We start from the raw sequence: 12,648 nt of genomic DNA on the forward strand, positions 1-12,648 counted from the left end.
CAGGAGGAAGATAAATTATGGAATTTTCAATTGATAATAACATCAATGACGGCGCTGTGATCAAAGTCATCGGAGTCGGTGGCGGTGGCGGCAACGCAGTTAATCGTATGATCGAAGAAAATGTCAAGGGCGTAGAATTTATTGCAGCCAACACTGACGTTCAAGCGTTAAAAAACTCAAAAGCAGAAACAGTCATTCAATTAGGCCCTAAATATACCCGCGGACTTGGTGCTGGCTCTCAACCAGAAGTTGGTCAAAAAGCAGCGGAAGAAAGTGAAGATTCTATTCGCGAATCATTAGAAGGCGCAGACATGATTTTCATTACCGCTGGTATGGGTGGCGGAACCGGAACAGGTGCTGCACCGATCGTAGCGAAAATCGCTAAAGAAATCGGCGCGTTGACAGTCGGTGTCGTTACTCGTCCGTTTACATTTGAAGGACCAAAACGTGGCCGTTTTGCGGCTGAAGGCATCGCTAAATTAAAAGAGAATGTCGATACCTTATTGATCATCTCAAACAACCGTTTATTAGAAGTTGTTGACAAGAAAACGCCAATGCTTGAAGCATTCCGTGAAGCAGACAATGTCTTGCGTCAAGGGGTTCAAGGGATCTCAGACTTGATCACTGCACCTGGCTATGTCAACTTAGACTTCGCTGATGTGAAAACAGTAATGGAAAATCAAGGCACAGCCTTGATGGGAATCGGTGTTGCTAGCGGGGAAGAACGTGTAATCGAAGCAACGAAAAAAGCGATCTCTTCACCATTACTAGAAACGTCAATCGATGGCGCAGAACAAGTGCTATTGAACATCACTGGCGGATTGGATATGACTTTATTTGAAGCACAAGATGCTTCTGATATCGTCGCTCATGCGGCAACAGGCGACGTAAACATTATCTTAGGTACATCAATCAATGAAGACTTAGGCGATGAGATCCGTGTGACTGTCATTGCAACCGGCATTGACCCTTCAAAAAAAGAACGGGGTTCTCGCTCTAGCAGACAAAGCCAAGGTCAAATTCATTCTATCCCTCAAAAACCAACGTTAGATATGGATCAAGCACGCCCAGCGCAAGCAGAAGAAAGCAATGGCTTTGGTGATTGGGATATCCGCAAAGAACAAAATGTACGACCTAAAGTAGAAGAAAACACATTTGAAAATGTAGAAAAGAAAGAATTCGATACCTTCAGCCGTGATGAAGTACGTTCGAATGATGACGACGAATTAAGCACACCACCATTTTTCCGTCGTAAACGCTAGGGGGCAGAGCACATGATTTCTGAGAACTTGCACAAGATTCAGCAAGAGATACAGGATTCCTGTGCTCTTGTTTCTAGAAATGCCAGTGATGTCTGTTTGACAGCTGTGACAAAATCCGTCGATACAGAAACAACAAGAGTCCTTTTAGAAAATGGTGTGCGGGATTGTGCAGAAAATCGAGTAGAAAAACTACTTGAAAAGAAGGCAGCACTAAAGGATTATCCAGATGTCCGTTGGCATTTTATTGGCAATTTGCAACGCAGAAAGGTAAAATCAATTATAAATGAGATTGATTTTTTCCATGCGTTAGATTCAATCAAACTGGCACAAGAAATTCAAAAACGAGCAGAGCATCCGATCAACTGCTTTGTGGAAGTGAATGTTTCGCAGGAAGCAACGAAACAAGGGATTTTTGTTGAAGAGGTAATGGCTTTTATTGAAGCACTTGCTTCGTTCGACAAAATTCGTGTTGTTGGATTGATGACGATGGCCCCGCTCACTGCTTCCAAAGACGAGCAGCATCAGATTTTTAAAGAATTAAAAAGGATTCAACAACAGATCGCTGACCTGCATCTTACACATGCCCCTTGCTTAGAAACGAGTATGGGAATGAGTAATGATTTTCCCATTGCGATTCAAGAAGGTGCAACATTTATTCGTGTAGGAACAGCATTATTTCAATAAAAAAGGAGGTTGACCGATGTCGCTCAAAGAGAAACTGACCAATTTTTTTGGATTGACTGACGAAGAAGATTACTACGAAGAAACATTTGCCACGGAAGAACCGGCACGCACAGCGTCTAAACAAGCTGTGAACCAAGGAGGAGCTTTTACAGCCCCCAGAGCAACCACGAATACGTATGCATCTGGCCAAGCGGCAACACGTACAACAAGTCAACCACAAAATCAAGCCTATCAATACAGACAGCAACCACAAGCAGCTGTCTATCAACAAGCCTCAGCTGCGGCTGAACGGGTAAGACCGGTGACGAAGACGGAAGAAAAAGTCGTTCCGATGGCACAACAAAGAAGCAATACGAGAGTCAAAGAAACAAAAGCAAAAGAAACACCCGCACAAGCAGCTGGTAAAATAACGATCGTAGAGCCACGCGTCTATTCCGAAGCGATGGGGATTGCCAAGCAGGTCATCAATGGGGATGCTGTACTTGTTAATTTTCATTTAATTGAAGAGTACCAAGCTCGTCGAATAGTTGATTTTTTAACAGGAACAGTGTACGCTGAAGATGGTGATATCAAGCGTGTTGGCGATGAAATTTTTCTTTGCACGCCTAAGGGTATGGAAATTGAAGGCACTGCCCAAACATTAGCAGATACCAATTTTTTTGATATCTAAAGTGAGGAGGAACGCCAATTTTATTTTTGAGATTCGTTAAATTACTAAGTGATGCTGTTTATCTGTATACCATTTTATTAGTGATCTATGCACTTTTGTCTTGGTTTCCAGGAGGGTATCAATCCGCTTTTGGCCGTTTCTTAGCAAAAGTGTGTGAACCGTATTTGAGTTTATTTGATCGATTGAAATTAAGTTTTGCTGGTATTGATTTTACGATTGCGTTTGCAATTATCGTCTTACAGCTAGCATCACAAGCATTGATATTGATCTTACAATCAATTTTATTTTAACGTAAGGGGTGGTTATCGGTGAACGCAAATGTCTATCAACATTTTCGAAACGATGAACGCCCTTTTATTGATTCCGCTCAAGGATGGATCGAACAAGTGCAAATGCAGTATGCGCCTTACTTAACTGATTTTTTAGATCCGAGACAAGCGTATATTTTAGAAAGCTTGATTCGTCAATCAACGGATTTAAGCTTCCGCTTTTTTGGTGGTTACGAAGCTGCTGAAAGACGACGTTGTTTGATTTATCCCGATTATTATGAGCCCACCACCGATGAGTTTGACATGACTTTGTTTACGATTCAATACCCGAAAAAATTTACGGTGTTGAGTCATGGAAAAGTTTTAGGCACGTTAATGGGGACTGGAGTCAAGAGGGAATACTTTGGAGACATTCTTTCCGATGGTGAAATATGGCAAGTATTCGTTGCCGCTGAAGTCAGTCATTTTATCCAACTCCAAGTGGATAAAATCGGAAACGTCTCGGTGCGCTTGGAAGAAACAAAATACACCGAGTTGATCGTTCCTAAAGATGGCTGGACCGAGGAAAGAGAAACGGTTAGTTCATTGCGTCTTGATACAGTGATCTCTGCCGTATACAACATCTCACGTCAGCGTTCGAAACAGTTGATCGAATCAGGAAAAGTAAAAGTAAACTGGACAGAAGCACTACGACCAGATTTTGTTCTGGATTTACTGGATATCGTTTCAGTAAGAGGATTTGGTCGGATTCAAATACAGGGGTTAGAAGGAACCACGAAAAAAGAAAAAGTTAGATTGTTATTAGGTGTATTACGTAAATAAATCAAAGAGGTGTATAGAATATGGCATTAACTCCATTAGACATTCAAAATAAAAACTTTTCAGTAAAAATGAGAGGATACAACCAAGACGAAGTCGATGACTTTTTGGATATGATCGTCCGCGATTATGAAGAAGCGGTTCAACGCAATCGCGAGTTAGAGAAATCATTGAAACACGCCGAAGAAAAACTAGAGTATTTCAATGAACTGAAAGACGCTTTGAACCAATCCATCATCGTGGCTCAAGATACCGCGGATAAAGTAAAAACAAGCGCAAGCAAAGAATCAGAAGTGATCGTTACGTCTGCCCAAAACCGTGCGGATGAAATGGTTGCTACTGCAGAAAAACATGCCCATGCCTTGATGACCTCAGCGGAAGAAAAAGCCAAAGAGATTTTAACGGATGCAACAGACAATGCCCGTCAATTGGCAACAGAAACAAATGACTTGAAGAAGAAAACCAGAGTCTTCCACAACAACTTATTGGTTATGTTACAAACCCAATTAGAACAAGTGAAGAGCCCCGAGTGGGAAGAGATTTTGGCGCCATTTTCAAGCTACGTGCAAGATTCCCATCAAGTAATCAGAGAAGTTTTATCAAAAGAACTTGACAGTGAAAATGGTTCTGGAGTAAACTCAGAAGCAGTGGACACATTTGATGTGGACGTTGTTGAATCAGATGAAAAAATCGTTGATGTAAGCGAAAGCCCTGAAGTGAAAACATTAGATGATGCGAGAAACTTATTAGATGAATTGAACAAAACAGATAACAACTAAGACACAGAACAGAAAAATTTCTTATATTTTTCAAGCGAGTTTGGGAGAGTGGAAGCCAAATAAAACCCTGTAAGAAATCAGATCATCTGTGAGTTGCGTTCTTTAAAGAGCCGATTATCCAAAGACTCAAGTAGAGAACGACGCCTGATCCCGTTACCGATCATCAAAGAATTGTCTAACGACAAGAAAAATTTGGGTGGTACCACGAACACGTTCGTCCCTTGCCAGGGACGGACGTGTTTTTTGCTGTGAATCACTATGATTGGCTTGCGAAGCAAGACAGAATAGATGATGAACAGTACTAGGCGACCATTGGGAGCGTAGTAACCCTACTAGGAATCACTATGATTGATTTTTAAAATCAGTGAGACCTAAACACAAGGAAGTCATGGCAACCAATCCATTTTGATACGTTCAATAGAAGCAATTGATTGGTCGAGTCAATGGATTTAGAAATTATACGGAAACGTAGTGAGACGAAAAGGAGCGAAACAAGAATGAAAATGAAAGAAACACTGCATCTTGGAAAAACCGCTTTTCCAATGCGAGGCAACTTGCCGAACCGCGAAGTGGATTGGCAAAAAGAATGGGAAGAAAATCGATTGTATCAACGCCGTCAAGAATTAAATGAAGGCAAGCCAACCTTTGTCTTACACGATGGTCCTCCTTATGCAAATGGGAACATCCATATCGGACACTCATTGAACAAAATCAGTAAAGACATTATCGTACGTTCCAAATCAATGTCAGGTTTCCGTTCCCCTTATGTACCTGGTTGGGATACCCATGGTTTGCCGATCGAGCAAGTGTTGACAAATAAAGGAATCAAGCGCAAAGAAATGAGCTTGGCAGAATACCGCAAAAAATGTGAAGAATATGCTTTGACACAAGTGGATACACAAAGAGCTGACTTCAAACGTTTAGGGGTTTCTGGTGACTGGGAGCACCCATACATCACACTGACGCCCGATTATGAAGCTGCAGAAATTCGCGTTTTCGGAAAAATGGCAGAAAAAGGCTATATCTACAAAGGATTAAAACCAATCTACTGGTCACCATCTAGTGAATCATCACTAGCAGAAGCCGAGATCGAATACAAAGATGTGAAATCACCATCGATCTATGTTGCTTTCCCAGTCGCAGATGGCAAAGATTTGCTTGATTCAGATACATCTTTTGTTATCTGGACGACGACGCCATGGACCTTGCCAGCGAATCTAGGAATCTCTGTGAATCCAACCTTTGCCTATGTTCAAATCTTGGCTGATGGTCGTAAATTTGTCGTGGCAAAAGATTTATTAGAAACCGTGACGAATGAGATTGCTTGGGAATCTGTCGAAGTATTGCAAGAATTTGCAGGCGATCAATTAGAAAAAATGACGGCGCAACATCCTTTCTATGACCGTACGTCTCTGTTGATGTTAGGGGATCATGTGACATTGGATGCCGGTACTGGTTTGGTCCACACTGCACCAGGACACGGGGAAGATGACTACATCGTCAGCAAAAAATATGGACTGGATGTCTTATCACCAGTCGATAGCCGTGGGGTCTTCACAGAAGAAGCACCAGGATTTGAAGGGGTCTTTTATGACAAAGCCAATCCAATGATCACTGAGCTTTTAGAAGAAAAAGGGGCGCTATTAAAACTAAACTTCTTTACTCACAGCTATCCACATGATTGGCGGACGAAAAAACCAGTCATCTATCGGGCAACGCCACAATGGTTTGCTTCAATTGATAAGTTCCGTCAAAACATTTTGGATGAGATCGAAAAAGTAGATTGGATCATTCCATGGGGCAAAACCCGTTTATACAATATGATTCGCGATCGCGGCGACTGGGTGATCTCTCGTCAACGTGCGTGGGGTGTACCATTGCCAATCTTTTATGCAGAAAACGGCGAAGCCATCATCACGCCTGAAACGATCGAGCATGTGGCAAACTTGTTTGCTGAACATGGTTCAACGATTTGGTTTGAAAAAGAAGCCGAAGAATTGCTGCCGGCTGGCTTTACGCATCCAGGCTCACCAAACGGTAAATTCTCGAAAGAAACTGACATCATGGATGTTTGGTTTGATTCAGGTTCTTCTCACGAAGCCGTGTTACGTCAACGTCCAGAATTGACGTTCCCAGCTGACATGTATTTGGAAGGTTCTGATCAATATCGCGGGTGGTTCAACTCAAGTATCACAACTAGTGTGGCGATCAATGAAGTCGCACCATACAAAGCCGTCTTGTCTCAAGGCTTCACCTTAGATGGCGAAGGCCGTAAGATGAGTAAATCTCTTGGAAATACCATTGCACCAGAAAAAGTGATCAACCAAATGGGTGCGGATATTTTGCGCCTTTGGGTCAGCAGTGTTGACTACGAAGCGGATGTTCGAGTGTCTATGGATATCTTGAATCAAGTATCAGAAGTCTATCGGAAAATTCGCAATACCATGCGTTTCTTATTGGCTAACACGAATGATTTTGATCCAGCAAAAGACAGCGTACCATTTGAAAACTTGCGTTCTGTTGATAAATACATGATGGTTCGTTTGAATCAAACGATCAAAACGATCCGAGAAGATGGTTATGAAAAATACAACTTCTTGCATATTTACCGAACAGTCATCAACTTCTTGACAGTCGATATGTCATCCTTCTATTTGGATTTTGCGAAAGATGTCGTTTATATCGAAGCTGAAAATGATTTCCAACGTCGCGCCATGCAAACCGTCTTTTATCAAACAGCGGTTGCGTTGACGAAATTACTGACGCCGATCATTCCGCATACGGCAGAAGAAATCTGGTCACATTTGAAAGAAGAAGAGGAATATGTCCAATTAGCGGAGTTCCCTGGCTATGATACATTTGCTAACCAAGAAGAGCTGCTTGATTTATGGCGTGCTTTCCTTGATTTCCGTGACAATGTCTTAAAAGCATTGGAAGAAGCGCGTAATGCAAAACTGATCGGGAAATCGTTTGAAGCAAAAGTGACTGTCTATCCAACCGAACCGGTTGCGGCATTACTAAAAGCCATTGATTCAGATATCGCTCAGTTGCTGATCATTTCACCGGACTTCTTAACGATCAAAGAAGCAGGTGAAGCAGCACCAGAAGCGGCCTATCAATTCGAAGATGTGGCGATCTTAGTGGAAAAAGCCGTAGGTGAAGTCTGCGAACGTTGTCGTCAAGTCCGTGTGGATGTCGGTGTAGAAGAGCAGCTACCAACACTTTGCGGCCATTGCGCAGCCATTGTCAAAGAAAACTATCCTGAAGCGGTTGCAGAAGGCTTTGAAAAATAAAAAAACGGAAAAAGATGATCCCATTGTGGGTCATCTTTTTTTTGAAATCAATCAAGCTTGTTCCTTGAAAATGGGACATAAGCAGCTGTTTGTGACATCCAAATGAGAAAATCCGCGTTAATTGATAACGATTCTCATTTGTTTGCAATAATTTTACAATAGTTTATTGTATAATAAAAAAACCTTATTAGACGAAGACTCCTGCCTGTGATTTACAAGTAACTACTTGTTCAATGGATGTAAGTAACCCTTGAAGGAAGAAAGCAACGAGATCGGATCAAGTAAAAAAAACTTGCCAGATAGAAAAACAGGTTGTAAACTGTTAAAAATCGGAATATTCAGAAAATTGAAAGAAAGTGTGATTCCATGAGTGATTTAGAGATGATGAAAACAACGAACCAAACGATGTACGATGCCGCTTTTGAAAAAGATGCTTGTGGGATGGGGTTCATTGCTCAGAAAAATGGTCATTATTCCCGTGAGCTCGTCCAAAATGCCTTAACGATGTTAGAACGGATGAATCATCGAGGGGGAACTGGCGCTGAACCTGACACGGGGGACGGAGCAGGAATCTTGATGGCGATGCCAGATCCTTTTTTTCAGCAGCGGGCAAAAGAGGCAGGAATCCCATTGCCTGAAAAAGGCGCCTATGCTGTTGGGATGTTTTTTTTACCGAAAGAAAAGCTCCGAGCAGCACAGGTCCAAGAAGAAGTAACTAAAGACATTCAACAAATGGGTTTTACGGTTTTATGGCAGCGCGACGTTCCATATGATTATTATCAGTGTGGGCCAGGGGCGCAAAAAGTCATGCCATCTTTTGTGCAAGTCTTTATTGAAAAGCCTGTCGATGTAGCAGCTGGCCGTCCCTTTGAAGATCAGCTTTATCGGCTACGGCGTAAACTGGAAAAAACATATCATACCGATGAGCTGTCTATCTGCAGCTTGTCCAGTAAGACAGTTGTTTATAAAGGGATGCTGCATGCCTATCAAGTTGGCTTGTTTTTCAAAGATCTTCAAAGCCCAGAAATGACTTCGAGTATTGCTTTGACCCATTCTCGCTTTTCAACGAATACCTTTCCAAGCTGGAGTCGGGCGCAACCTTTTCGTTTCTTAGCCCATAATGGCGAAATCAACACGTTACGCGGGGCGGAAAATTGGATGCATGGACATCAGATCGAAGTCTACGATGACGAAAACTCCGATTCTGCGAAGCTGGAAAATTGTATGGAATACTTGTATCGTCAAGGTCGAGACATTCCCCAAGCACTGTTGATGATGGTGCCAGAAGCGTGGTCTAAAGAAGCTGGCTTGACGCCAGAACTGACGGCTTTTAATGAATACAATGCAAGCTTTATGGCTCCTTGGGATGGACCAGCAGCTTTATGCTTTACCGATGGGGAGATGGTGGGAGCTGCCCTTGATCGTAATGGATTGCGACCATCTCGCTACTCGATCACAAAAGCTGGTTTTGTTGTCGTGGCCTCTGAGTCAGGCGTGGTGGATTTACCAGCGTCGGAAGTGATTGAAAAAGGGGTGCTTGGACCAGCAAATATGTTTTTGGTGGATACCCAAAAAGGGATGATCTTACGAAATCAAGAAATCAAAGCGCATTATGCGAATGCCCATCCTTACCAGGAGTGGCTAGCGGAACACCTATTGACACCAGAGCTGCTTCCTGGGACTGAGAAGCAGGAAGAAACAGCAGATGATGCGATCCAGACCCTTTGGAAACGAAATGGCTACACGGATGAGATCATACGCACGTTGATTTTACCAATGGCTCAAACGGGAGAAGAACCAGTGATCTCCATGGGGTTTGATTCACCCTTAGCTATTTTGAGCGAACGTCCCCAATCTTTGTTTACGTACTTCAAGCAACAATTCGCCCAAGTGACCAATCCACCCATTGATGCGATTCGCGAAAAATTAGTAATCGGTACCGAGCTGTTTTTAGGTCGAGATGGGGATGTTTCAAAGGACATCCGAATCAATTGTAATAAGCTGAAGATTGCTAGTCCTGTGTTAAAAACGAGTGAATATGAAAAGATCAAACAGTTAAATCAAAATGGTCAAAAAGCGGTTTTACAGTCGATTCTTTATGATTATGTACCAGAAAACGGGGTAGCTTTGCAACAAGCGTTAGAAGCGCTTTTTAAAGAAACGGAGCAAAAAATCGATGCTGGGGCAACGACCGTCATTTTAAGTGATCGGGAAGTCATCCAAGCGCAAGAAGGAAAAGTGGCGATTCCGATTCTCTTGGCGGTATCAGGCCTGCACAATTATTTGGTGCGAAAAGGCAAACGTTCCTTGGCATCGATCGTTGCGGATACAGCGGAAGTCTGTGAGGTCCATCATTATGCCATGTTAGTCGGCTACGGAGCAAGTGGGGTCCATCCTTATGGGGCTTACCAGACATTGGCGCATTTTGAGCTTTCAGAGAAGATCGAAAGTTACCGCAAGGCATGTGAAAAGGGCATTGTCAAAATCATGTCACGAATGGGAATCTCAACGATCGCCGGTTACCACGGGGCACAATTGTTTGAAGCGGTTGGCATCTCTGAGAAAGTCATCGCTGAATATTTTACCGGCACGGTTACCCGTATCGGTGGACTCTCATTAGCGCAAATCGAGCAAGAATATCTGACGCGTTATGAGGCAGCATATGGTGAAAAACGAATGGATTATCTTGATTCTGGCGGTAGTTTCCAGTACAAAGCCGATGGGGAGCATCATTTGTTCAATCCAAAAACGATCTATGGGTTCCAAAAAGCCGTTCGCACAGGCAGTTATGAGCTTTATAAAGAATATGCGGCGGAAATGAATCAAGAGGCATTGGACAATCCAACGACGTTACGGTCTATGTGGACCTTTGCGAACACAGGACGCAGTATTCCGTTAGCTGAGGTGGAGCCTGTCGAAACGATCGTCAAACGATTTAAAGTCGGGGCGATGTCCTATGGCTCACTAAGTGAAGAAGCGCATCGCTGTATTGCTGAAGGAATGAATGCGATCGGGGCAAAATCCAACAGTGGAGAAGGTGGAGAAAACCGAAATCGTTTCAAACCAGTGGAAGGCATTAATTATAATAGTCGTATCAAACAAGTAGCTTCTGGCCGTTTTGGTGTCAATGCCGAATATTTAATGAGTGCAGATGAACTCCAGATCAAAATGGCGCAAGGGGCGAAACCTGGAGAAGGCGGCCAATTACCAGGCAATAAAGTCTTCCCGTGGGTCGCCGAGATTCGAGGGTCTACGCCTGGTGTTCGATTGATTTCACCGCCACCACATCACGACATTTATTCGATTGAAGATCTAGCCCAGCTGATCTATGACTTAAAAGCCATCAATCCGTATGCACGGATCAATGTCAAATTGGTTTCTAGTACGGGCGTGGGTACGATCGCTACCGGTGTCGTCAAAGCTGGCGCAGACGTAGTCGTGATCTCAGGCTATGACGGTGGGACTGGTGCTTCTCCGAGAAATTCGATCCGTGATGCCGGCTTGCCTTGGGAGATGGGGCTTGCAGAAGCCCATCAAACGTTAGCTATGAATCATTTGCGGCAGCGAATGACCTTAGAGACAGATGGAAAATTGATGACGGGTCGGGACATCGCCATTGCTGCTCTTTTAGGAGCAGAAGAATATAGCTTTGCCTCTTTAGCGCTAGTTGCGATTGGTTGTGTCATGATGCGGGTATGCAGTATCAATACATGTCCTGTCGGCATTGCTACACAGAACCCAGCGCTGCGAAAATTTTTTGCTGGAAAACCTGAGCACATCATCAACACGATGTACTTTTTAGCAGAAGATCTACGGGAAACGATGGCTGAGTTAGGATTTCGTACCATCGATGAGATGGTAGGACATGCGGAATTGTTGACACCACGCTTCGTTGCTAAAGGCAAAGCAAAGTCATTAGACTTTTCGAAAATGATTGGGACGACGATCCCAATCGAACGCAAAGTGACCGATCCATTCCTTGAGAAACGTCAATGGCCAGAATTAGATGCTTTTGCACAAGCTGCTATCGACAACAATCAAGAAATCGTGACGAATCATACGATCAATAATGTTCAACGCTCAGTCGGCGCGCGTTTAGGAGGCTGGATCGCGGAACGTTTTGGCAATTATGAAGTTATCCCAGGTCTGTTGCAGTTTACGTATCGAGGTATTGCTGGACAAAGCTTTGGGGCTTTTGCCACCCAGGGCATCCAGTTGAAACTGATCGGTGAGGCCAACGATTATGTAGCCAAAGGGTTAAGCGGTGCCCGCTTGATCATTGTGCCACCTGAAGATGCCGCTTATGACGCAGAGCATTCACCAATTGTTGGTAATGTAGCGTGCTTCGGGGCAAATCGAGGCGAAGGCTATTTCCGAGGCATTGCTGGCGAACGCTTTTGTGTTCGTAACAGTGGAGCCAATGTCGTTGTTGAAGGTGTTGGCGATCATGGCTGTGAGTACATGACTGGCGGTGTTGTGGTGATATTAGGAAAAACCGGACGCAACTTCGGTGCTGGAATGTCCGGTGGCGTGGCGTATGTTTACGACCCCGATCAAACCTTTGCCGATAAATGCAATCGGGAAATGGTCGATTTATATCGGATTGGCGAAAGCGGCGATGACCACCAACTAAAAGAGATGATCCAGCAGCATTTCGCCTATACAGATTCATTGAAGGCGGCTGAGATCCTAGAAGATTGGGAAAATCAGCAGCACCATTTCATCAAAGTCTATCCGACAGAATACCATCAGATGATCCAAGCGACGGAGACCTTGGCGGACCAAGGGTTTGTCGGAGATGAACTTGTGACGAAAGCCTTCGAAGCTGTCGTCGGTCCACAATTGACCATCCCAGGAAAGGAGCGTGACTAA

8 protein-coding genes are annotated in these 12,648 nt (G+C 43.6%); all 8 read left to right on the plus strand.

What is annotated here, in order from left to right; all coding sequences use genetic code 11:
* The first annotated feature begins 17 nt into the window (after positions 1-17).
* The gene (ftsZ, locus tag IGJ05_RS13535) at positions 18-1,262 is read left to right on the plus strand and encodes a cell division protein FtsZ (protein ID WP_005228816.1); all 1,245 of its coding nucleotides are present in this window, start codon (positions 18-20) and stop codon (positions 1,260-1,262) included.
* Between the two features lie 12 nt (positions 1,263-1,274).
* On the plus strand, positions 1,275-1,946 hold the full coding sequence (locus IGJ05_RS13540; RefSeq protein ID WP_005228817.1) for a YggS family pyridoxal phosphate-dependent enzyme: 672 nt from the start codon (positions 1,275-1,277) through the stop codon (positions 1,944-1,946).
* 16 nt (positions 1,947-1,962) lie between these two features.
* Complete coding sequence (locus IGJ05_RS13545) at positions 1,963-2,616, plus strand: cell division protein SepF (RefSeq protein WP_010749764.1); 654 nt, start codon at positions 1,963-1,965, stop codon at positions 2,614-2,616.
* A gap of 26 nt (positions 2,617-2,642) precedes the next feature.
* Entirely contained in the window at positions 2,643-2,906 is a 264-nt protein-coding gene (locus tag IGJ05_RS13550) for a YggT family protein (protein WP_005228822.1), read from the plus strand.
* 18 nt (positions 2,907-2,924) lie between these two features.
* Positions 2,925-3,707 carry an RNA-binding protein gene (locus IGJ05_RS13555; protein ID WP_010749763.1) on the plus strand — a complete coding sequence of 261 codons (783 nt, stop codon included), beginning with the start codon at positions 2,925-2,927 and terminating at the stop codon, positions 3,705-3,707.
* A gap of 20 nt (positions 3,708-3,727) precedes the next feature.
* Positions 3,728-4,483 carry a DivIVA domain-containing protein gene (locus IGJ05_RS13560; protein ID WP_005228824.1) on the plus strand — a complete coding sequence of 252 codons (756 nt, stop codon included), beginning with the start codon at positions 3,728-3,730 and terminating at the stop codon, positions 4,481-4,483.
* A gap of 497 nt (positions 4,484-4,980) precedes the next feature.
* Positions 4,981-7,776, plus strand: a complete 2,796-nt coding sequence (ileS, locus tag IGJ05_RS13565; RefSeq protein ID WP_081116379.1) for an isoleucine--tRNA ligase — start codon at positions 4,981-4,983, stop codon at positions 7,774-7,776.
* 366 nt (positions 7,777-8,142) lie between these two features.
* The gene (gene gltB, locus IGJ05_RS13570; RefSeq protein WP_179135448.1) at positions 8,143-12,648 is read left to right on the plus strand and encodes a glutamate synthase large subunit; all 4,506 of its coding nucleotides are present in this window, start codon (positions 8,143-8,145) and stop codon (positions 12,646-12,648) included.

It is taken from the genome of Enterococcus sp. AZ167 (assembly GCF_051714025.1).
Lineage (GTDB): Bacteria > Bacillota > Bacilli > Lactobacillales > Enterococcaceae > Enterococcus_D > Enterococcus_D casseliflavus.